This window comes from Streptomyces sp. NPDC090119, from assembly GCF_044747085.1.
GTDB lineage: Bacteria > Actinomycetota > Actinomycetes > Streptomycetales > Streptomycetaceae > Streptomyces.
Genome location: NZ_JBIVDK010000004.1, coordinates 337,070 through 360,358, shown reverse-complemented (window position 1 = coordinate 360,358; position 23,289 = coordinate 337,070). Strand labels below are relative to the sequence as shown.

General features: G+C 67.8%; 9 protein-coding genes and 1 pseudogene. 5 read left to right on the top strand and 5 right to left on the bottom strand.

Annotation, left to right across the window (positions count from 1 at the left end; all coding sequences use genetic code 11):
* Nucleotides 1-4 precede the first annotated feature (4 nt).
* A complete protein-coding gene (locus tag ACIPPM_RS19405; protein ID WP_401103255.1) occupies nucleotides 5-1,054 on the bottom strand; it encodes a hypothetical protein in 1,050 nt (349 codons plus the stop codon).
* Between the two features lie 126 nt (nucleotides 1,055-1,180).
* On the opposite strand from ACIPPM_RS19405, the gene ACIPPM_RS19400 reads away from it, so the two are divergent.
* From ACIPPM_RS19400 to ACIPPM_RS19390, 3 genes are all read left to right on the top strand, one after another.
* Nucleotides 1,181-6,496 (top strand): sacsin N-terminal ATP-binding-like domain-containing protein, encoded by a 5,316-nt coding sequence (locus ACIPPM_RS19400; protein ID WP_401449175.1) that lies wholly within the window; start codon nucleotides 1,181-1,183, stop codon nucleotides 6,494-6,496.
* Nucleotides 6,497-6,991: 495 nt separating this feature from the next.
* The gene (locus ACIPPM_RS19395) at nucleotides 6,992-7,459 is read left to right on the top strand and encodes a hypothetical protein (RefSeq protein ID WP_401449173.1); all 468 of its coding nucleotides are present in this window, start codon (nucleotides 6,992-6,994) and stop codon (nucleotides 7,457-7,459) included.
* A complete protein-coding gene (locus tag ACIPPM_RS19390) occupies nucleotides 7,456-8,394 on the top strand; it encodes a hypothetical protein (RefSeq protein ID WP_401449171.1) in 939 nt (312 codons plus the stop codon). The genes ACIPPM_RS19395 and ACIPPM_RS19390 overlap by 4 nt, the downstream gene beginning before the upstream one ends.
* A gap of 139 nt (nucleotides 8,395-8,533) precedes the next feature.
* Here the strand turns inward: ACIPPM_RS19390 and ACIPPM_RS19385 are convergent, their stop codons facing one another.
* Entirely contained in the window at nucleotides 8,534-8,797 is a 264-nt protein-coding gene (locus ACIPPM_RS19385) for a hypothetical protein (RefSeq protein WP_401449168.1), read from the bottom strand.
* Between the two features lie 393 nt (nucleotides 8,798-9,190).
* On the opposite strand from ACIPPM_RS19385, the gene ACIPPM_RS19380 reads away from it, so the two are divergent.
* Both ACIPPM_RS19380 and ACIPPM_RS19375 read left to right on the top strand, forming a co-directional pair.
* Nucleotides 9,191-12,733 carry a hypothetical protein gene (locus ACIPPM_RS19380; RefSeq protein WP_401449165.1) on the top strand — a complete coding sequence of 1,181 codons (3,543 nt, stop codon included), beginning with the start codon at nucleotides 9,191-9,193 and terminating at the stop codon, nucleotides 12,731-12,733.
* Between the two features lie 38 nt (nucleotides 12,734-12,771).
* Nucleotides 12,772-13,080 (top strand): annotated as a pseudogene (locus tag ACIPPM_RS19375) (transposase family protein); the annotation flags it as partial.
* Between the two features lie 196 nt (nucleotides 13,081-13,276).
* On the opposite strand, the gene ACIPPM_RS19370 reads toward ACIPPM_RS19375, so the two are convergent.
* The 3 genes from ACIPPM_RS19370 to ACIPPM_RS19360 form a co-directional block, all read right to left on the bottom strand.
* Nucleotides 13,277-13,534: a hypothetical protein gene (locus ACIPPM_RS19370; protein ID WP_401449163.1), complete on the bottom strand. Its 258-nt coding sequence runs from the start codon at nucleotides 13,532-13,534 to the stop codon at nucleotides 13,277-13,279.
* 982 nt (nucleotides 13,535-14,516) lie between these two features.
* Complete coding sequence (locus tag ACIPPM_RS19365) at nucleotides 14,517-20,660, bottom strand: hypothetical protein (protein WP_401449160.1); 6,144 nt, start codon at nucleotides 20,658-20,660, stop codon at nucleotides 14,517-14,519.
* Between the two features lie 204 nt (nucleotides 20,661-20,864).
* Entirely contained in the window at nucleotides 20,865-23,159 is a 2,295-nt protein-coding gene (locus tag ACIPPM_RS19360; RefSeq protein ID WP_401449157.1) for a hypothetical protein, read from the bottom strand.
* Nucleotides 23,160-23,289 lie beyond the last annotated feature (130 nt).

Genomic DNA, 23,289 nt, shown 5'->3' with positions numbered 1-23,289 from the left:
ATCATCATCCCTTGCCCAGGAACGCGGGCGGTGCGGGAGCCGCCGCGGTGGGGTTGGGGCGACAGGTGGTAGTGAAGGGGTAGTCGTTGCTGACCCATAGCACGCCGGCCAGCTCGGGGGGCATGGTCCAGCGCGGCGGGTTGGACAGGTCGACATCGACGGGGTGGTGGATGAACGGGTCGCCGAAGTTGAACTGGACGCTCAGCGTGGGGGAGCCATTGAGCAGGTCATCGAGATGCTGGACGTGGACGCCGGTGAACTTATGGGCGCCGGCCGCCACGATCAGCGGTAGTCCGGCTTCCTTCGCGAGCGTCCGGTACTTGTTGACCTTCTTCTCGATTCCGGCGGTGACCGAGCGGGCGGAGACGACACCGGCTATGCCGCTCGGGGGGATGAGGATCGTGCTCATTCCGGGAGGCCGCATGCTCTGGCCCGTACGTGGGTCGGCCTGGAGCAGGAAGGTGTAGCCCTGGCTCCTGAAGACGCTCTGGTGCAGAGGGGAGAGCAGTGCTCGGCGCAGGTCCTGAGCGATCCTCTTCGCGGTGCGGGCATCAGGGGCGGCGAGTGGGCGCGTGGGGTCGCCAGCCACGGTGAGGACGACGGGGACCGGTACCTGCTTGAGACGCTCGACCAGGGCGTGCCACGCCTTCATCTTCGCGAACGTTCCCTGCTGCGGGCTGTGGGTGAGGACCTCGACCAGTGCGACCGGCGCGCCGTCTTCACCGACGACGGTCCAGTCAGGTGTCAGCTTCCCCCACCGGCGCTCGAACTCCACGCTGAAGCCTTGCCGCCGCAGCGCCGCGCCTGCGGCGAGTTCGATGACGTCGGGCCAGAAGTTCTGGTCGCGCCACAGGTTCGCGGCGAAGGTCTCCGCAGCGGCCTCCGGCAGGAGAGCGAGCTGTTCGTCCAGCCAGATCCGCCAGGGCTCGTACTCGTCCAGCACCGCCAGTTCGTAGGAGAGCATCCGGTTCTCCGGCGGACGCTTGCCGTAGCGGTGGCGCTGTTCGGCGACGAACTGGGGGCCGAAGCGCCGAAGGGCCTGTTCCGTGGTCATGGGCCCGGATTCTCCGCTTTCCCGCCCCCGCGCGCACCCAGTTTGAGAGGCTGCTCGTGCAGTTGTGGCAGACGGGCATAGGAGTGGGGGCGTAGCGGTATGGCAGCGGGGGACCGACGAGCGTCGATGGAGCGTGTGCGGCAGCGCCGGTCGGCGGCCGTGCGCAGGCGCGTGCACGAGAAGGCGCTGGTCGAGGTGCGTGGCTGTCTGCGGGACTGGGACGACGACCGTGACGCGGCTGGCGAGGCCAAGGCCGTGATCGATACGCTCATCGTGCCCGAGTACCAGGGTCGGGCACTCATCGAGTTGTTGCAGAACGCACATGACGCGCACCTGGCCGGTGCCGCCGACGGACGTGTTGAGATCCGGCTGGACGAGGACGAGGGTGAGTACGGCACCCTCTATGTGGCCAATCGGGGCAAGCCGTTCAGCAGCAAGAACTTCAAGGGCCTGTGCAGCATCGCCTTGTCTCCCAAGCGTGCCGACGCGGGGATCGGCCACAAGGGCGTCGGGTTCAAGAGCGTGCTGAACCTGTGCGACGCCCCTGAGGTCTACAGCGTCGGCAGGGAGGGGTCCCGGGCCCCCGACGGGCTCACCTTCCGCTTCGCCCGGCTCGACGACTACGACGCGCTCGCCCGCGAGGTGGCTCCCGAGCGCGCGGATTTCGTCGACTACTTGAAGGCGAACCTGCACACGCTGAAGATTCCGGTCTTCCTGGAGGAAGCGCCGAAGACCGTCCACAGCTTCACGCGCCGGGGCTTCGTGACCGTCGTCCGGCTGCCGCTGAAGTCCGCCGAAGCCTGCTCGGCAGCAGCTGCGCAGGTGCGGGAGCTCATGGACGACAGTGCCCCGTTCGAGCTATTCCTCGACCGCCTGGAACGCGTCCAGCTGGAGTGGCGGGCCGCGGGGGAAAATCGGCGCAGGACCTACGACCGTCAGGTTCAGGTGCTGCACCGGGCCCGTGGCCTGACGGTGCAGCAGGTCACCTTGCGCCGGCGGATGCGACTGATCGTCGTCTGCGGAAAGGTCGACCCGGACCGCGCCCGGGAGGCGCTCACCGCGTCGATCGAGAGAAGCGGGATGCGACACGACTGGATGGCCTGGGAGAAGAAGGCCGAGGTGCGCATCGCCGTCCCGGTCGCCGATCCCCTCGACAAGGGGCGGCTGTACACCTTCCTGCCGATGGGCGAGCAGATTGCGGCTCCTCTGCGCGGCTTCGTCCACGCCCCCTTCTTCGCCGAGCTGAACCGGCGCTCGTTCAACGCGTGGGTGCCGTGGAACGACCTGCTGCTCGACACCGTGGCCGAGACGTGTGCCCGCGCGGTGCTCGCCACGACGGACGGACGCGCACCCATTCCCTCCGGGGCACTGGTCGACCTGATGTGCTGGCAGCCGCCCATGGCACTGCCCCGGCTCACGTCCGCCTTCCGGCGGCTCGGTCGCGACATCGCCCAGGTGCCGTTCATCCCGACGATCGCCGCGGCGTCGGGCACGCGCACCTCCTTGAACCGGGCAGTGCTGTGGGAAGGAAAGGAACCCGCCACGGCCTTCACCCCACATGCGGTCGCCGCCACGGGGGTCGCGGATCTCCTCGACCCGCAGCTCCACCCCGTTCGGCTACGGAAGCTGGTGTCTTTGGCTGGGAGTATGGGCACGCGCCTCGAACCGCCCACGGAGCGTCTCGCCTCCTGGGCCGAGCGGCTCGCCGAGGCCACCGTCCGCGGCCCCTTCGACCCCGGATGGTGGGCGGACTTCTACTACGACCTCTCACAGGAGTTCCCTGACGGCTCGGACGTCACCGGCAAGCGGATCATCCTCACGGACGGGCCGGCGCTGGCACCAGCCGCCGCGGAAGGAGTCTTCTTCGACCGGGAGTCCCCACGGGGCGCCTCCCTTCCGGCCCTGCCCACCGGGCTGTCGGACAGGCTGCACTTCGTCCACGAGGCCATCGACTGGACCGGCAAAGGCCGCAAACGCAGAGCACAGGGCCGCACCTGGCTCAAGACCGTCGGCCTCGTCCACGACTACAGCGCCGACCAAGTGCTCGAGGTCGTGGCCGCGGCCCTGAGCGCAGACGGAGAAGGCGAAGACGACAACAACGTGCGCATGGCCTGCCTCCGCTACGCCTGCGCGGTGTCGCACACCCTGGAGAAGGAAGGTCGCAAGCCTCCGCGGCTGCGTGGTCTCCAGGTCCCGACGCGGGGCGGCTGGCAGCACGCGGGCTTTGCCATGTTCGGGCCAGGGTGGCCGGGAGAGCACTCTGGGGTCGATGACACCCTGACCCGGTTCCTGGAGCATGTCCGAGAACTGTCGCCCACACTCACCCAGACCGAGCAATGGCTCCTTCCGCGCCCCGAGGAGCTGTGCGGGGGCACAATCTCCGTCGAGGTCATGCTGCGCTTCCTCGAACGGCACTATGTCACTCACGGCCTCCGCCCCCGCTACGAGCACTTCCGTACCGAAACGCGAGGTGAGGACCTCAACCGGCCCGCCCGATTCTGGGCCCCGGGCAAGCAGGATCTGCTGCCACAGTGGCGGACGGCCGCCGAGCACTGGCCGAACCGGAGGCGGGTCGGCTTTATGAGCGTTGAGTACCACTCACGCTCCAATACCGCAGCCGTGCTGCCCGGGCAGGAGAAGTACGCCGCCTTCAGCGAGGAGGACCGCAGGCTGTATGCGGAACTCATCGTGCACGGCCTCGCCTTCGCCTGGCCCGACTCCGCGCTGGAGATGCACTTCGTACGCCACACCGACTCCGCCGGAACCCCGTGGCCCACCCCGCTGGCCGCCTTCCTCACCCACGCGCCGTGGATCCCGCAGACCTCGGTCTCAGGCTCCCCATCAGAGGGAACGGTGTTCGCGACCGCAGGCCGTGCCTGGTGGTGGCAGGGGACGCAGTCCCCGCTTCCGTTTCTCAGCGTGGTGCCCGCGGCCTTGCGCAGCAGTCGGTCCACCAAGCTCGTGGCGCGCCTCGGCCTGCTCGGCATCCGCTCCTGGGACGACGCCAGGACCGCGCTCGACCGGCTCGGCCACCTGCCCGACCTGGTGCAGGCCAGCCCTCACCTGCGCGAAGGCAGGCTCGCGCACGAAATCAGGCGGGAGTACGAGAAGGCGTGGGCCCAGCTGCTGCCCGCTCAGGGCGGCACACGCGCCGCCGACGGCGTGCCCGCCACGCCACCGCAACGGCTGCTGGTCCACCGGGCCGGCGTCCTCGAATCGCTGGACCCGGCGCAGACGGACGAGACGGTCTTCGCTCCCGACCCTGACGGGGCTCAGAACCGGGTCCTCCTGGACCGTGTCCCGGTGCCCGTGATCCCGATCGGGGACAAGGCGCTTGGAGCCCGGGTCCACGCCTTCCTGGACAATAAGGCTGCGTTCGATGTCCAGCGGTGCGGCGACGCCACACGCGACATTCAGGCCGACGGGTTGCCCGTCCGTGAAGCGATACGCCTGCCGCTGGCCCAGTACGCGGGCCCCTGGCTGCTCACCCTGGTCGCCGCTCTGCTGGAGTTCGACGAGGAACGCGCGACCCGGACGGAACTCGTGGCCGTGGCCGAGGCGACCAGCCTGCTGCGCCAGTGCGAGGTGGCCGTGGCCGACGAGGCCGTCGTCTGGATCGCCGGACACCGCCTCACCGAGAACGGGACGGAGCGCGCCCTGCTCCACCCCGACCCCGACCGCCCCTGTGTCGTCGTCGTGCACAGCGGGCTACGCACCGGCTGGCGGATACTCCGCTCCGCCGCACCCGCCCTCGCCGCTCTCATCCGTACTCCCCACCTCGAGCACATCCTGTGGAAGGCACTGACCCGGCTGGAGGAGCGGGGTCTGAAGACGGACGACGTTTCCGAGGAAGATCTCGCGGACGTCCTGGACTTGCGGCAGCACCAGCTGCGCGCTGTCCTTGCCGAGCGGGCCTCGCAGCGCTCCGGCAGTCCGCGGCTCGTGCCGCTGCTCGGCTGCCTCGACCTCGACCTCGCGGAGGAACTTCAGCAACGCATCGAGGACTTTCCCGACCGTGCTGCCCTCCTGACCTGGCTTGCTTCCCGGATCGGTGCATCGGACGCGGAACGGCTCATGAGGCTCCTGGACGACGATGATCCCGAACGGCAGCTAAGGGCCCTGTCCGTAACCCTGGCCGAGGCCAACCGCGCCTGGCAGGCACTGGGTCTGCCGCAGATCGACAACACCGACCGGCACGAACGGCAGTTCGCGGCCTGGCTCCAGCGGAACCGTCCCGTACTCGCCGAGCGAGTCAGGGACGCCCACGCCGACGACTACCGCGCCGGCAGGTCCCTGACCGCCTACGTGCGGTTGCGTGGTCTGCCCTTGCTCGCGCCGGCCCCGGCCTGGCACACGACACTCTGGGACCTGTCCGATCAACTCCTCCAGGCTCATGGGGACACCTGGCTGGACCGATCGCTCCCCGCGCAACCGTCGACGTCCCGCGCGCTGAGGCCGCTCACCGAGGTCCGCGAGTCATCCGCCGCCGCAGTCCACCAGCATCTGCCGCGCCTACGGAAGCTGATCGAGGACTGGCAGCGTCTGCACCGGACAAGCCGCACCGTGGTGCCTCCGTCCCCGCAGGAGGTACTGCGAGCGCTGGACGACCAAGGGCTGCTGGACTTCGAGGTCCTGTCCAAGAAGGCGTTGATCACCTGGCTCAACGACCACAGCCACTGGCCGGCGGGTATGCCGCTGTCGGACCGGCCGTCTCAGCTCGGACTGTCCGCAACCACGTCGACGCCAGCCGGGAACAGCGGCGCGACCGCGAGCACCGGCCGATCCGGAGCGCCCCTGCCGGGCCCCCAAGTGGTCCTGAACGGCAGGCTCGTCCCGGCAGGCCCCGACGACCTGGCGGCGCTGGCCCGTGAGGTGGCCGCGGACCTGACGCCGGAACAGCGCGCCACCCCGGCCACGACCGTCACGGCACTCGCACCGCGCATTCCCCGGCCGCGGACCCTGTCACAGCCCGCCACCGGATCACAGGGCGGCTCCTACCAGGCGGTGGGCAACGACCAGGACCGCACCGTGCCGGTGGGCCTCGCGGGGGAGGCGGCGGTGGCCACGTGGCTGCACGAGCAGTTCGGCGTCGAACCGCAGAACTCGTGGAAGTCGAGCCTGCGCGTGCATGGACTCGCTGGTGCCCGGCCGGGGGACGACCGGCTCGGCTACGACTTCCTCATCCACGACGGCGAGGCGACCTACCTCTACGAGGTCAAGTCGTCCGTGGGCAACAGCGGAGAGATCATCCTGGGCGAGTCGGAGGTACGACGCGCCTCCCGGCTGGCCGAGGGCGAGACGTACTTCCTCGTGTACGTCTCTGATGTCATGGACCGCGACCGCCGCAACATCACCGTCCTGCCCAACCCATTCAGCGCCCCCGACCTCGCCGGCTACGAACTGGTCAGCACCCAGATGAGGCTCCGATTCAACCTTGGCTGACCCAATCAGGACTTCCGCAGTCGCCGCCGGTCAGGGGTTGGCACCTGGGCCCGGCCGGTCGCGGTCACCGGCTTGCCTCTCGCCGTCGGCTCCACCGTCCAGGCCTACGGTCTTGAGTAGCAGCGGTACACCAGTTCCCTGCCAGAGCGGGCGGCTGGCCAGGACGCAAACGGCACCACGTACACCTTCCGTGTCCGCCGCCGAAGCCTCAACTCGAGCGAACTCTAGGACCGAATCTTGCGGCATCTGAGGGCTTCAGACCTGCGCGTTCGCGAATCGAGCTGCACGCCTGGCCAGGAGCGCCTTGGAAGAGGTGAGGTGTGGCACCGCAATGGCGGTCGCAGCAGCCCTCATTCTTGGGCGGCCCTCAGTAGCTTCCGGGGCAAGCTTGGGAGCCGAGACTCAGGTTGCAGACGGTACCGAGAGCCGATCTGTGACCGACAAGAGAGTTATCGAGAGGCGAACCCGCCCGCGTAGGTTCAGAAGGAGGGCACCGTGGATCATCTCTTCACCGTCACAGGTGAGACGGCCAAACCGATCTCGCGCACCGGGCTGGCTGCCGAAAGTCTCCTTGAGCGGCAGCACCTTCAGGAATGGGTGATCGCGCACCCGCAGGTGCTCGGGGAGTCGGTGCTCGTCATCACCGCGGAGTACGACCGGTGGGCCGACACGGACGGCGTGCCGGCGCGCGACCGGCTAGACATCCTGGGCCTGGACGCAACCGGGCGCCTCGTCGTGGTCGAGCTGAAGCGCGGTACCGCGCCGACCGGGACGTACACCTCCAGGCAATCACCTACGCCGCCCTGGTATCCCGTTTCGACCTCGGCACCCTCACCGCGGCGCACCGCGACTTCCTGTCGCGCAGGGGGAAGAACCTCGACATCGATGCGTGCAAGCAGCGTCTGCTCGACCATGTGGACGGGGAGTGGGGTCCGGAGCTGCTCCAGCGTCCCCGGCAAGTGATCATCGCCGCTGACTTCCCCAAGCAGGTCACCCACTCCGTGGTCTGGCTGTCGGAAATGAGCCTCGACATCGACCTCATTCAGGTGGGGTTGTGGAAGGTGGAAGGGCACATCGTGGCCGGCTTCACCAAGGTTTATCCGACCCCGGAGGTGGAGGAGTTCACGCTCGCACCTGCCCGAGTCGAAGGCGAGGCGGCAGCCAAGAAGCTGCAGGAACGCGCACGCTCACGCAACGCCGTCCACGTACTCGTCGCTGCGGGCCTGCTGCCCGAAGGCACCAAACTGCTCATGACACCGCGCCATGGCACAACGGAAGCCATCCGAAATGCCATCAACGCGTGGGTAGAAGAGGACATCAGCAGAGCAACCGCAGTCTGGACCAACAACACTGCCCAGCCACTGGTCTGGGATGCCGACGGCGCGTCCTACTCCCCCACCGGACTGGCCAACCACATCTTCACGAGCGCAACGAGCCGCACCGCCGACGGCATACAGGGCACAACATGGTGGGACGTCGACACCAGTCAGGTTCCCAGCGATGTCGACAGCGAAGAATGGGCCACCCTGGCAGGACTCAACCTCTCAGGCTTGGCCAAGCAACTCAACGGCACCCGCAAAGACTGGACGGAGCTGCACACCCTGCTGGGCGCAGTCCCTGCCGGACGATGGACCACCTACGGTGACGTGGCAGCAGTGATAGGCAGCCACGCCGTTCCGGTTGGAAGACACCTGAGTACCAGCGGCCAATGTCCCAGCCCTTGGCGTGTCTTGAATGCAGCAGGACGCGTCAGCAACGGCTTCCAGTGGGCGGACCATACCCGAACGGACACCCCCGCAGAAATCCTCGGAACCGAAGGAGTCCGCTTCAACGGGGCTGTCGCCGATGCTGACCAGCGCCTCGGCCCGGACGCCCTCCGGCAACTACTCGACATCTGAGAAGCGACCGCCTCCGGGGAGCACCGCGCGTACGACACGGCACCGAACGAGTGTGCCATTAAGCACTCGGCGCATGCGCCGCAGTTGTCTAAGTTGGTGACCTTCGACTCCGCGAAACTCCGTTAAGACAACTGTGAGCCTAGACCCTGAACTGGGCCTCGTAGGGCGCCTCGTTGTTCGGGACGAAGAGGTCGCGGCTCCAGATGCCGCCGCGCCGACAAAAGAAACAGCAGGTCAGGTCCGGTTCTCCTCTCAAGTAACCGGGCTTGTCTCGTGCTCCGAACAGCATCAGATAGTGGATCATGAAACGCCATTCCCAATCTGACGGCCCGGGGCCGGTCCGCAGGCAAGCCCTGTCGCCCTCAGAGGTTCGCACGTCTTCGACGACCTCGGCGGCGTGCATGGCCACCCCACTCTCGCAGGGACCACAACTCCGACTCCTTGGTCCAGTTGACGCCGGTCGACTCATCCCACCCACTCAAGCGGGGGTGAGCCGCTCGCAGCGAACTCTGTGACGGCAACGAAGATGTGGTCCCTGCGCGAGCGGGGGTTAACCGCGCAAGCCGCTCGCCGGCGCGCGGCCTGCTCAACGCGCGCGTACTCCTCCGGCTCGACGGCGGGACCCTGCGGCCCGCTCTGATCCAAAGGAACCGGCGGTCCAACTTCGTTCGTTCTTAGGCGAGATGTAGGAGCCACGCCCGTCAGCGCTGACGCTCTAACGAGTCTGAGTGCTGCTTCTGGAGTCGGCCTGGCTGCGGGCGTCCCGGAGAGTCCACTATGCCTAGAATATGGATTTGTGAATCTTCCAGCACGTGTACGGCAGGCTCTCGGTGAAGCTGTGCATCCGGGAAAGTTTGAGCAGTGCGCCTGTGCCCTGCTGAAGTCTCGATACCCAGGGCTGTCGGCGGTCGAGGAAGGCCATGACTTCGGCCGTGACGCAGATATTTACTTCCCCTTCGACGGCGACACCCTGGATGCGCGGGGACGTCTCATGGTCACGACGGGCGATCCTGTGGCCAACGTGCGCAACGGCCTGCATCGGATGCAGGTGGAGGGACTGCGTGTCGACCTTGTGGTGGTGGCCTGTTCTAAGCCGGTCAACGGCCGTACCCGCAGGGCTCTCGACAAGCTGTGCTCGGACCGAGACCTGCCCCCTCCCCACGTCTACGGCCAGGAGTGGTTCGTTCCTGAGCTGGTGCAGGATGCGGCCTGGCGCAGGAGTCTGCTGGACATTGAGGGCCGGCTCGGAGCGCTACTCGATGAGCCGCTGACCCCACCGAGCGTGGCGTCTCTCCCCTCGCTGGTTGGCAGGGCCGACGAAACACAGGCCCTGTCCGGTGCGGTCGACGCCAGCCAGGACGTGGTGCTCGTCGGCGTTCCAGGGGTGGGCAAGACGCGGTTGACCGGTCAGCTGGGCACGCGGGCGGTCTACCTTCAGCCCTCTGCTCTGGACCACCTCCACGACGACCTGCTGCTGACGAAACCGCACGCAGTGGTCGTCGACGACGCCCATGCCCATGCTGATGCGGTAAGTGCTCTCCGACATGCGCGCCGTCAGACGGGTCTGTCGTTCTCCGTGGTGACCACGACTTGGCCGGACCGGCTTGAGAGGGTGCAGGAGTGGCTCCCCGGGGCCACTGTCATCGAGGTGGGCCTACTGGAGCGGCCTCAGATGAACGAGCTGGTGGAGTCCGCAGGTGTCACCGGGTACCGGTCCCGGGCCGCGGTACTCAATCAGGCAGACGGTCGGCCGGGCTGGGCGCTGGCATTGTGCGAGTCGCTGGCTGGCGGTGCGGGCCAAGACGTTTTCAGTGGCAAGGCCCATGTGGCGCACGTCGAGAGGTACTTGCGCGAGGCGACTGCCTCGCGCACGGTGCTGGACGCGCTGGCCTGCGTGGCCGCTCTGGGCGGAGCATCGCCTGAGACGCTGTATGCCCTCGCGCCTGTGGTCGGAGTGGCTCCGGCCGAGCTGTCGGGCATGGTGGAGGATCTTGCACACAACGGGCTGGTGGAGTACCGCGCCGGTGTGTGGCACTTGCAGCCCGCCCTGCGCCCGGCACTGGTGGCCCGCTGGTTCTTCACTGCCCCGACTCGCCGGCCGTGGGCAACTCTGGTGACCGCTTTTCCTGATCATGAGCTGGATTTGGCGGCTGCGGTAATGGTGGCGGCGGCGGCTGCACCCTCCTCTCGTCAGGCGCGCGAGGAGGCTGAGCGATGGGTTAGGAAGCTGCCGACAGCCAGTGCCTGGGACACCGGCAGGTTCGCCGTAGTCGCGAAGTATGCGAATCTGGATGTATCCGCAGCCGAGTTCGCAACAAACGCCGCCCTGTCCGTCCTGGCCGCTCTTCACGAGCCGGACGGGGCAGTCGGGATGGAGGCAGGCTTCCTCGGCGATGCAGCGGTCAACCAACTGGTTCAGAGCGCGCGCCAGTTTTTGCTGCCCGCAGCAATCGCGGGACTGCTGGCCATGGCCGTGGGTGACAACCGTCGCCGTCACTCCACACCACTACATCCGCTGCGCGTGCTCAGCGACTTGGCCTGTGTCATCGATCCTGACTTCGGCACGTCCCTGGAAATCCGCACGCGTCTTCTGCGGGCCGTACTCGCCTGGATTCGCGACCACTGCAGCAGCGAAGAGCAGTGGTGTGTGGCTGGCGAGGCTCTGGCGGGCATCTTCAGTGTCGAGGTGTCGGGGAACTGGCCCGAGCCCGGGACGCACGACACGTACACCGTCGCTCGCGGGATCGATGCGGCGGACAATCTCGCCGGGTTGATCGTCCTGTGGGAACAGGTGGTCCCGCTTCTGACCAGTGATGAGGGCCTTGAGAACAGGGTGCTCTGCCCACCACACGCGCTGATCGCGCTGCTGGAGATGGCGCTGGGCTGGGTCCGTCTCGGGCTGGGCGTCTCCTCTCAGGAGGCCGTCTCGGCGGAGCAGACGCAGTACGGTGCCGAGGGCGGCCGTCGCATCCTGGACACGCTGTATCCGCTGCTGCAGCGCAGCGCAGGTACGGCGCTGCGTGCACATCGCGGGCTCGCCAGCATCCGCGACCGTGCCCGTGAAGCCGGGTACGAGCTGCCCGTCTTTGACGTCAATCCCGATCTGCAGTCCTTCTGCGAATGGGGAAACGCCGACTTCGTCTCTGACGTCGAGACCGCCACCGAGCAGGTCCACTCCCGAACGACCGCGCTGGCCGGGAAACTGGCAGCCCTGGGCCCTGACGCGGGAGTGGCCCGTTTCAATGAACTGATCGAGCAGGCAAGCCTGGTGGGTGAGGGTGCCGGCCATCTGACCGCTGTCCGCACGGGCGAGCTGATGACGGATCCGGCTGCCTGGTACCAGGCGGCATCCGCTTCGGAGTGCCGCATGCTGCAGGGCGCCGCCCTGACACAGTGGCTCACGCTGGCTCCGGACGCGATACCGACGGCCGTGCTGCAGGGCGCCGTCGGGGACACGCGTAGTCGGCCCGCCGCCATCAGTGCGGTCCTTGCGCGCAGCGTGGTGGACCGGGCAGGAGAGACGGTGATCGCTTCGCTGCGGGCCGAGGACGTTCCCTGGCTGGATATGCTGTTCTGCCGCGACGCGGACGACGTCATGCACCGGCTGCTCGTTCATGAGGATCCGGCCGTCGCCGCGAGCACAGCGGTCAGTTTCGCCGTGGGCACCGCGCATGGGCCCGCCCTTCCTGAGGACTGGCGGGCAGCATGGAGCAGTGCCTTTGAGGGGCTGCTCGTCGACCGTCTCACCTCGCACAATCAGTGGAGAGCGGGCCACGTGCTTGCGTACGTGGCCGAGCACGACGCCGACACCTTCGAAAGGTGGTTCCGTCACCGGCTGCAGGACATGGCTGCCCAGGGCTGGTATTCCTCCCCTCTCCCCCATGACAGCGAGGATCTGCTGGCTCTCCCGCCCCGCCCGCACAGGCTCCGTCTGGCTCTCCAGTGCATTGGTATGCCCCGTATCGGCCCCAGCGCTCTGGTCCCTCTGATCAATTCGGACACCGAGCTGGCCAGACAACTGCTCGACGAGCACGCCGTCGATCCCGGCCGGCTGGTCACCTGCCTGGAGGAGCAGCGCAACACAGCCCTGGAAGAAATCGGTCCTCTGCTTCTGGAGCGGGGAGTGTCCGCGCAGCAGATCGCAGCCGCCGCGGCCTCGTACAGTTCCTGGTCAGGTGACCGCTCACGCATAAACCTGGAGCTCATCGACTACTTCACCGCTCTGGCCGATCGTGTCCCGGCGCTGCGGACGGTAGCCGCAGCCGGCTGCTCACAACAGCAGGAGTTGCTCCGCGAGGCAGAGGAGAGAGAACGCGACGCACGCGTCCGTGGCTGGTAACGAGTTGGTGCGTAATAGCGGGTGGGCATGGTATGTCGATGAGGGGTACGACTGACCGTTTGGTACTCACGCATCCGTTGTTCACGGGTATCTCTCGGGATCATCTTGCATCGCTGGTAGCGGAGTTGGCCGGGGCCTGTGGCTGGTGTCGAGGGACCTCGGTTCCGGGCCAGAGGCGGCAAGCAGAAGCGTGCGCCGGGTGCTGACGCCCGGCACCAGCTGGTATTCGTGGACCTGCTGGTGGCCACACTGACCACTTGCGCCACGACCTGCCGCACTCGGTTCTGGCCCGGCTCTATGGCGTGGATTGCTCCACCGTGACCCGGGCTGTCGAAAGGGTCCGAAGCTGACGCGGGGCCAGTACATGATGGGCACGTGATCTCTACGCAGGCGGAAGCAGTCCGCTGTTGGGCGACTTCCGGATGGTCTGAGCGCTTGGCGAAGCTGCACCAGAGGACTTGTATCGTCGGCAGATGCCAGCGGGCGGGAATGTGCCTTCGGACTCTCTTGCCTTCTCGGCAACGGTCATGCTGAACCTGACTGTCAAGCGAGCGCATCGTAGCCGGCTGCGGTTGCCTCCATAAGGTCCGGCCGCGCTCCGTTCGCCGGGTGCACGATCCGGATCAGACCCCCGTCGTGCAAGTCGAGCACCGCCTGGTAGAGATCGAACTGCTTCTCGTGCCAGGCCACCCGGCGCGGGTCTTCCTCCGTGGCGCTTCGCTCGAAGTCCGGCGGATTGATCGTGTTGAAGAACGTGGATGCAGCCACCGGCTCCGGAAACTGGGCGATCAGACGCAGCAACTCGCGCTCGTCACCGTTCAGCGCTCTGGCCGAAGCGTTGGGCTCCTGCCGACGAGACAGATCCTCCTCCCGTCGACGAGTAGGTTGCCTCTGGCGCGGACCTGTCGCTGCTGTTCGAACGGACGGTCCCCAGTCGAAGAGGGGGTGCAGGTCACTCGTCAACTTGACGAGGTCATCAGGGTCGGCGAAGTCGATCCGGGCAGCAGCGCTGCCCCGGCAGGGCCACCGGCCCCCTTCGAGAGAGAGCCTTCAGCCTGCAGGCAAACGCCAAGACCTGCGAATATCCTCAAGTCCTGAACCGAGACGGCCAGTACCGCGACGTAAGCGAGCAGGTGCGAGATTGCGCTAAGCCAGTTCCCAGGCTCGGTGGGCTATCGTGCGCCTGCGGCGATGCCCTGTAGAGAGGAACCTCCGTCCGGAGCAGCTATGACCATTCCGGAAGGCGTCCCGTTTGGTGCGGCCGGAAGCCGCTCCTACAGTGAGGTCAGACGCGGCACTATGCGAGGAACGACAACCGAACGCTACGGTCATGGTTCGAGACGTTCGTGTCCACCAACCTCCGGTAGGACAACCCCAGCCTATCCGGATGGCTGGGCACGCAAGTCCAACCATGGAGGTCACCTCGCGCGGTGACCTCCACGGTTGGAGCATCGGCTCGGCATGCGATGGCGGGCCGTTCCCAGCCCATCACGCCAGCGTCACGGCTTCCTTGCTGACCCGGATCACGAGTCGTAGCGTTCGGTCACTGCCATCGCCGTCCCTGCGAGTACTCCTCCCACAGGTGCCTCAGCCCACTCGGCGAGCAGCAGCGGCTTCTCGTCCGCGGACTTCAGCAAGTGAGCGATCTCGGCGGCAAGGGCGGGACCGCGCTTCTGCGGTCCCGGCGCTCCTGCTCCGGCCTTCGCCCTGCCCCTCCGGGCCCTGCTCCTCTGTTCTCCTCCGTCCTCGGGCCGGGTGACGTGGCTCGGCCGGGGTCACGGCCTCATGCGTGGTGCGTAACGCACCCCCGCAGAATCGGTTCGAGTCGCAAGTGTCCGTCCTCTCGGTCGAAGACTTGAAGGGCGTCGAGACAGGAGATGATCCATCGGGCCTCCTCCTCGTCCTCCAGGCCCACCACCGCGAGTGCCACAGCGGTCACAGCGCTCACCAGATCGAACCGATCCTCCTTGAACTCGGCTGCGAGCGCCTGGTAACCAGCGGCGAGCAGGGGGTCCGCGTAGACTCCGGTCGCCTCGGTGAAGGCGCGGGCATCCGCCTGGTCCATGCGGATGCCCGCAAGCTGGCGGAACACCTTTTCGGCATCGCCCAGTTCGCCATGCAGACGGTGCGCCCGACCGACCAAAAGCGGCCAACCTCCGGTCAGTTCGTAGAGCCGGTCAAGACGATCCTCGGTGTGGAACATCTCGACGCGCTGCGCCCAGCCCCGCAAACTGCGACGATCATGGCGGCGTAGCGCGACGGGGGCCGCATGAGTATGCTCGGTGCCCGTCAACAGTGTTCGCCACAAATCCAGTTGATCGATATCCGTGACGAGGACGACTGCTCGAGTGACGCCGGGCGTGCCGGGCAGCAGCGTCTCGGCCTGGTCGACGGACTCTCTGCAAGCCTCCGGCCGGGCCGGATAGTTGGCGAAGTCACTGATGATGACCCTCCGTTCACGTGGTGCTCCGCCCGTGAGTTCTTGGCGGTACACGCGTCCGTTTCCAACGGCCGGCAGCTTCCAATCGGCGATGCGTCCTGCGACCCTGCGAAGGGTGTCACCGACGTCGGTGACACCCGTCGCGACGCTGCCCAGGACGACCCGCGTCTGGTTGGACCGCTCCCCGAGCAGGTCGTCGAGCTGGGTGATGGTGAGCGGGGCGGGCCGACCGTCCGGCAGCTCGGGACGGCCCTCCAGCACGATGCTTTCCTGGAGTTCGCAGTCCTGTTCGGCCCTGAGCAGTCGAGCCTCCACCTCATGGGAGCTTCCGATCATCCGCAGGGCACTGGGACCCCGCAGATGCCAGCCAAGACCGTCGTGGTTGGGGGCGAGGATGCCGAGACCGACCATCTCGGAGAGGTAGGCACGGAAACCCTCGGTGTCCAGCTGCTCGAAGCCCTTGCCCCAGTAGGTCTCGCACTCCTCACGCAGTTCGGTGTCGCTCAGCCGCATCTCCAGGCCGCGATGCCGGGCGTGATAGGCCAGCACGTTAGCGATCACGTCGTAGCGGTGGTCAAGGCTCAGCGTGTCCTTGAAGGCGGCCGAGATGCTGTCCCGCAGCCCAGTGTCCGATTCCACAACCTCGATGTCCGCCGGTTCCACCTTGTACAGCGGCCCCGCGAGTCCGTTGGGCCCACGCCGTGCCCGCTTGCGGTGCATCACCTCCACCAGTCGGTGGCCGAACATCTGTAGCAGGAAAGGCTGGTAGGAGCAGTATCCGAGCACTCGGTTGACCAGGTCCAGGTCGAGAAACTCGAAGCCGAGGGCCCGCATCGGTTCCACCAGTAGCTCGGCGGCGAACTGGGGAGCGAGCGGACCGATCACCTTGGGCGTCTGCGCGAGATGACCGAAAGGTCCGTTGCTCGCCATCTTGGAGAACCGCTGCACGGAGTGCAGGCCGGCGAAGACGACCTTGGCCCTGTCTTTGGTGTCGTCCCCCAGTCCCTTGAGCTTCTTGGTCTGGTTGAAGCGGGGGGCGTCCGCCTCGAAGAACTGGTCACATTCGTCGAGCAGGATCAGTAGCCGCCGACGTGAGTCACCCCCGGTCCATGCCTGGATTCCCGCGCGCACTCGCTCGGAGATGTCCTTTACGGGCTTACGGCCCTGGGGAGGGCCCAGCACCTGCGCCTCGGTGAGTTTGCGGTCCAAGACGCTCCACAGCGTCTCCGGCCCGAGCGAGCTGCCCTTGCCGATGTTCTCCTGATCGAGGTTCACGTACACCGACAGGTGGTAATCGGGGTACTGCTCCATGAACTTGTCCCCGGCGTCGGCGAGCAGCGCCGACTTGCCCAGGCCCCGGCCGCCGAAGATGACCTGGGTGCCGCGCGGGTCGAGGATGCTCATGCGTTCTGCGTCCCGGCCATAGAACATCTCGCCGCCGATCCGGCCCCGCTTCTCCCTGATATAGGGGTTGACACCGGAGAACGGCAGCAGAGTCTGCGTAGCGATGCTCACCTGGCGGTTTCCGTGGGCCGCGAGGTAGGCGAGTGCTGCATCGTCCACGACCAACAGCGGCTGGGACAGCCGTCCCGAGCCCACGGCGAGCTCGATGCGGGCCTCCCGGCTGAGGGTGCCGAAGTAGAGCACGACCAGGCTTGTTCCACTGGTGTCGCGCTCGGCCCAGCTCATCACGACCTTGGCGGGTGGCCGGCCCCACACCATCATCACCCGCAAGTTCCCGCCGTGTTCGCGGATCTGAGAGCCGAAGGCCGGCGCCTTCGCCCTGCCGTTGATCGCCACGTCGGTCGCCTCGAACAGCCGGTACTCGCGCCGGTGCTGGGACCGCTCATCGAGCTGCCGTGCGCTCTTGGCGTCGTAGCCGAGCAGCTTGAGAAGTGGCGGCACTCGCCGTGTGTGCGCCACGTTCAGCCTGTCCTTCGGCTCGGTGGTGCCCATGAGCCGCCACTCGTCGAGGGCGTCCGCCGCGAGCGCCGCCTCGTCGGTGGACAGAGCACTGTAGTCCAGCACAGGAACGGCGGGATGCGTACCGCAGGACCGCACCAGGCCGACCAAGTCGCGGTCGATGCCACCTCGCAGTCCGTCGGGCACCGCCGGGAAGAACTCGGCCAGATGGGACTCGCCGTTCTCGATCTCGGGGACGTCCTCGCCGATCTCCAGGAAGTAGACAAGGTCGGCGGCAGTGGCCAGGTCGTTGGTCTCCAGGCGTCGCAGCACCTGCGCCCGCTGGTCCGGGGTGCTGTCCAGCACGTCGAGGCGCGCCCGGATTCGGTCGGCCGCCTCCCGCCGAAAGTCGGGGAGGCCGCTCCGTACCGTGTCGAGGCCGCGGCGTACGGCGACCAGGTCGTGCGTGTCGGTCTTGTCGAGCCGCTCCCCGGCATCCGCGAGCAGCTCCTGGAGGCGCAGATCCTGATCGTCGGTCACGGCACCGTCGGCCTGCGCACGATGCAGCTCGGCTACGAGTTCATCGTGCTCCCCGCGCAGTTCTACACGCCGCACGCTCTCGCGCTCCTCGACCTCGAGGAGCAAGGGCGGCAAGAATTCCCCGGTCCGGGCCGCGGGCAGTACCCCACGTCCGGCCAGTTCCACGATGGTACGGACCGCGGTGAAGGCGTCGCGGTCGAGTCGCTCGGCGACGGCCTCCGGCCAGGTCCGGTCGACCGCGGCGAGCAGTACTGCCGACGAGGGCCGCTCCTCGACCGAGTCGCACACCTTGAGCAGTTCCGCGTCCAGCACGATCTCAGGAGGAGTCGGCCCGCCCGTGCGCATGGTCGCGTTGTCACCGGTCAGCAGACCGTACAGCTCCTTCATCGAGGCACGGGCCGCCCACGCCGTCGCGGCGGCGAGACCTGCCGAGCGGCCAGCGAGCTGCTTCAGTTCTGCCAGCACGCCGTCCTTTCCGTCCAGCAGCGCCTGCCTGAGGGCGGAGATCTCCTTCACCGCGCGGTTGCGGTCGGACCGGTCGCCCCGGCGGGTGCCGTCGACCACCAGGCACCACTCCTTGGCCGGACCGACGGCGCGCTCCACGAGGTGCACCAGATCCTGCCGTCCAGATCCCTGAAGGGGTTTACCGCTCGACGAGCGGTATTTACGGTCCATTCGGTCGATCTCGCTATTGACCTCGGCCAGTTTCGACAGGCGTTCCGCCTGTTCCCGCACCCGCTGGATTGCGGCACGGTCGTCGTGCGCGACGGCCGTCAGGAGCGAACCGAGCAGGCCACCCCCGGGTACCAGCCACCGCTTGGCGATCTCCGTCGCCCTCGCGAACCGCAGCCGTTGCGGCGCCAGCAGCGCGTTGCAGTGTTCGCGCAACTCCGCCAGTCGTGCGTCGAGTTCGGCATCATCGGCGATAACGACCAGCGGCGACGCGATCAGAGCACCGCTGAGCGCACGGTCGGCGACCGCGGTCGCCGCACCGCCGAGCTGGTCGGGAAGACGGGGTGTCAGCGCCTTGAGCTGAGCCCCCGCCAGATGGTCTCCGGTGATCAACGCTGTCCGCAACAGGGCTGGGAACAGCAGGAGTTCGCTGCCCTCGGTGTCGCGCCCCGCGTAGCCTCCGTAGCTCTCCAGAAGGTCGGTGGTGAGCCGCGCGCCGCGGCTGTCGCCGGAACTGAGCAGCGCGGCGGCACCGGCCAGCCGGAGCGCCGCCACCTGCGGCTCGGGACGACCAGCGGCACGCGCCATTTGATGGGCAAGCCCGAAGCGCCGCTCGACGATCAGGCGGGCGAGGATTCGCTCGGCCACAACCTCCTCGGCGCTGTCCTCATCCGGCTTCCCGCCCGTGGAAAGGCCTCTGTCGTGCTGGGACGGCTCCTGGGCATGAGCCGCCCCAGGGGAGGACATGCGTTCGCCGGACGGGGCCGCGGCCACGCTCGCAGACGCCGCGGTGGGCGCGCTCGAACTCGGGATCGCACTGGTGGGCATAGACGTAAGGACGGCGTCGAGAGTGGTCGCCGCAATGCTGTCCACGGATGCCGCGAGCTGCTGGGCGGCAGGGCCGCAGGGTTCGGGAACCGCCCCCACGGGCGGAGCGATCCGCTCTTCGGAGGCGGCTTCGCGGGAGTGCGGGGCGGCATCATCCCCCGGGGCCAGATCCGACGACGAGGGAGGCGAGCCCACAGCAGGTTCCTCGTCCAGCGCGCCAACCGGTCTTCTGTCGGCCCTCGCCTCCGATTCCGCCCCGGCCGACGGGCGGGGGAGCGCCTCGGGCTGCGGGAACGACAAATCGGTGACCATGACGGCGGCCATCGCACAGGTAGGGAGTACCCGTACGACCTGTTCCTGCAGAGCGAGGATCTCCGCCGCCGCGTCCGCCTGACGCCCCAATCGGACGATCCGCACCAGCGCCAGGAGAGCTGCGCTCTGCTCGCGCTGTTTCTCCCCCCACGTCTGCTCTCTCAGCAGGCTTCGCGCCGCTTCCCGTGCAGCCTCGGCCGCCGAGGCCGCGGTGCTGCCGGGGCGGCATGCGACATCCAGCAGCTCCCGCAGGGTCTCCCTCGCCAGGACGTCGTGTTCACTCGCCGCCCGGTGCGCATCCGCGGCGCGGATCATGTCGTCCAGACGGCGGGACACTCCTGTTATCCCGGCGGCGGCGAACACCGTCTCCGCCCGGTCGAACAGGGCGTTCAGTGCGGTCAGCCGCAGCAGGTCATCGCGCTGTGGCGGGCGTCCGTCCGTGACCGCGGCTATCACCTTCTCACCGGCCTGCCGGGCGAGGGCAAGACCCGACTCCAGCTCTCTGCAGATCTCGTCCGGCTCCGGCGCCAGCTCTGCCTCGTGAGCCGTCCCCGATGCCTCGGCGGCGACGATGTCAGCAGCGGTCGGCGGCACCCCTCGGTGCGTGGTTTCTTCGGAGGTCGCTCCCCTCTCCTCGGGCATGCCGGGCTGGAAGGCGGGGTAGGCGTCCGCGATCTCCCTGGCCAGCTCGCCGACCCTGCCGAAGCGTGACTTCTCGTCCTCGTCCGCGTTCCCGGCGAACCAGTCCTGGTCCGCGGCCCAAGCCAGAACGTGTGCGTCCCCGACCGATGCGTTGCACCATACGAGAACCGTGGCCCTGACGAGCGATTCTCCCCACCGGGATACCGGGTCTGACGCGGCGTCCCCCGAGGGGGCGTAGACATGCTGGCCTACCTGGTTCATCGCGGTTTGGGTGAGGGTCTTGACCGCGCAGGTGCACGCATGCTGCCGCGCGTCGCGCTGAAGCCTGCCGAGCACATCCCGGCACAGGGACTTGCTTGCCCGCCGCGGTGCCGCGATGCGGATGCCGAGACTGTCCAGCAGAGACTGACGGTCCTTGGGCAAGAGTGAGTTGAAGGCCAGCTCTACCGCACTGACGGGGAGTTCATGCACAGCGGTGACAGCCGGCGCTGTCAAGGCCCTGAGCGCCTCCGCCAGACCTTCGAGTTCCCCGGCGGGGACACCTCGCGGGGACAACGGTGGCCCCGTGACGACGTGGTACCGGTCTCGCATACAGGGGTACTCCGTTTCCTCATGCTTCTGAACGGTGCACGGGCTGGACCTGACAGTTGCGGGCCCGCCCTGGCAGGTGCGGTGTCTACAGGGCGGGCGCGGAGCCGACCCGGCGGTGCGGGAATGAGGATGGCGCCCGGCCGATCGGCTGAGGTCGCACAGTTGGTGTGAACCTCCGGAATCGATCGGGGCCGAGCGGACCTCTCAGTGTCCGCGTGTGTGCTCGGTGACGAAGGTGTAGCCGTAAGGCAGTTCCCAACCGTCCGCCTTGCCAAGACGGCGGCAGTAGTCGCGAAAGGCCGCGCGCTGGACCTCACTGGGAAAGCACCCCGGGCGCAGGCGGCGCAGGTGACCGGGAACGAACTGGACGCCAAGCAACGCACCGCTCTCGTCGGTACCGCCCCAGGGGCGTATCACTCGTCGTTCCAGCGGTCGGTATCCGATCAGCGCGATGACCGGCTGTCCATCGCGCGCTGGGTGGTGGGGGCGCCCCTGGGCATCCCGGCTTCCGAGAGCTGGTTCCAGCACCCGCTGCGCGAACAGTTCCATGACTGCCGACTCCAGGGAGGCGGTCTGTGCGCGGGCCGGACGGTGTCCGTAGGCTGCCGTCGGCAGTGCCGCACGGTCCATGAGAGCGTGCCCGTCGGGGGTGAGTAGCCCACAGCGCCGCACCGTGCGCATGACCAACTGCCGTGGGCCAAGTCCATCCGCGCTGTCTCCGTGGCGGTTACTGCCCGGGACATCTTCGCGGGTGAGCACGCGCGGGTCGTAGCAGTGGCCGGTCTCGCGGTCGCCGATGAGTACCCGCTCACGGAGGAGCGTGGTGGTCATGCGGATCGTGGCGTCACCGAGACGACGGTGGACCTCGATCATCAGTCCGGGAAAGAAGTCGGTGGGCCAAAGGACTCCGGTCAGCCGTGGCGCTTCGTGGCCGAGGTCCGCAGTGACGTCTTGTTCCGCCTCGTTCTCGTTCACAGTCTGCCCCGCGTGGCCCAGTTCCAGGCGCAGGGTCGGGTATCGGTCATGGGACCGGAAGAGGTCGCGTACCGCTGCCGGGGGCAGGGAGAACCAGCCATTGATGAGGTGGGCCAGCCGCAGGGGCGCCCGCCAGATGACGTCGGTGCCGTCGCTGCGCAGAAGCTCACCAGAGCCGAGAGAGGCATCGTCGGCGAGCGGCAGATCTACCGGAATCAGGTCCACGTCGGGCTCGGCCTGGTGCTCCACGTTCGAGGGTAGGGCCGAGGCCCAGCCGCGCCTGGCCGGTATGAAGGGGTCCTCCAAGGGCTCCGACGCACCGGGGTGGTGGGACCGCCAGACGCCGCCGCTTTCGAAGGCGTCATCGAGAGTGATCCGGGATCCGCTCACGAACAGACCTCGTTCGCTTTCCCGCTGGACGACATCGGCAAGCGCCACATTCGCCCGGCACACCGCGGCAGCGTAACCGGTTCCGGTGAGCAGGTCCGCTGCCCCGGGGAAGGCGCGAAGCCTCGGGCCGACGGCGGTGTATACGGTGTGCTCGGAAGTGTGCATGTACCGCCGCTTTACTGGCACGGCTGCGTGTTCCACCGCCGCCACCAGGGATCTTAGGTCGTCTCCGCCCAGCGGGCCGGTGTCACGCCAGCAATCGGCCAGGGAGGTCCTGGTCATGGCGTACTGGCCCCACGTACGCAGCAGTTCGCTGGAAACGAGGACACCCCGAATCGTGTCGAAGAGGCCAGCCAGCCCCGCCCGCAGATCCTCGTCACGCGTCCCGCCGACCAGTTCGGCGAGGGAGACGGGGACAAGAGGGCTGAGCAGCTGGTCCCGGGCGGTGCTCAGCAAATGGTCTGCGTATGCGGTCAGTTCATTGCGCCGGGCGGCCTCGTGGGAGGGGTAGCAGACGTCGACCACCAGATGTCCATCCGCGTTGATCCAACCCTGACGGGTACGCAGGCGGTGGATCTGGGCGGGCGAAAGACGCAGGGCCGGTCCGAAGGCATCGAGGTCGGGTACCAGCAGTTCCCTTCGTCGTGGCGCGGCCCCCTCCCCTGGCTCGCCCGGCCCCTCGGCCCCCGCAGGCGCCCCCGACACCCACGCCGGTACGTCACCGTGCGCGGCCGCCTCCGGGTGAGCGCCCTCCCGGTAAACGATCTCGGCGAAGAGGGGGTCCGATCCCGTGGTCACGCACACCATCGCACCGACCGGCAGCACCGGAACGCTCCCGCCCAGGGTGATCACGGGAAAGTCCTCGGGGCGCAGGGGGCTCGCCCCGTACCCCTCGCCGCAGAGGTCGTACCCGAAATACACGGCGTTGAAGGCGACCGCCGTGTGCACAGGTGCCCGACGGGCCGCCACGACAGCCTGGAGGTAACTGAGTAGCCGCTCCCGCTCCTCCTCGGGCACCGCGTCGTACCCTGCCGTCATGGCGGGCGTCAGCAGCGCTCGCTCTTCATACGGATCCGGCACCTCCGGCCCCACACGCTCGCTCTTTGCAGCCAGCTGATACGGGTCCCCACCCATTGCACCTCCGCCTCACCACGAGCCCGCCCCGGCTCATCTGCGGTGATCCCGCAGCCTATGCCCACTCCTGGCATCTCTGTGGCACATTCATGAGTTTGCCTCGGCACACCGCGACATCTCTGCATTTTCC